Origin of the sequence: Bacillus cereus group sp. N21 (assembly GCF_016483395.1) — a bacterium.
GTDB lineage: Bacteria > Bacillota > Bacilli > Bacillales > Bacillaceae_G > Bacillus_A > Bacillus_A pseudomycoides.
On the sequence record NZ_JAEHBX010000312.1, the window covers coordinates 1 to 292 of the forward strand.

Consider the following 292-nt stretch of genomic DNA (forward strand, 5'->3'; position numbering starts at 1 on the left):
CCGCCGAATTCAAAAAATGTAAAAGTCGTAGCAAGAGAATGTACAGGTCTTGCATGGGAATGGTGGAGAACAATTATCAATGAACAAAATGTTCCATTAACAAATGAAATGAAAGTTTCAATTGGAGGAACAACATTATACCCAAGTGCTAATATTAGTCATTAGGTAAAAGTGAAGCGCCCTGTTTACAGGGCGCTTTTTTACTTGGTCGCAAGGGTTCTGGTGCAAAGATAAAATAAAAGAGAATATAGCTCATATATTTCTAGCGGAATTCTATTTTATGCTGTAAGCC

At 36.3% G+C, this 292-nt stretch carries 1 protein-coding gene; it reads left to right on the forward strand.

From position 1 onward, the window contains the following. The coding region (locus JDS96_RS31005; RefSeq protein ID WP_274605983.1) for a thiol-activated cytolysin C-terminal domain-containing protein at positions 1–165 on the forward strand (165 nt) is incomplete at its 5' end. Between the last annotated feature and the right edge of the window lie 127 nt (positions 166–292).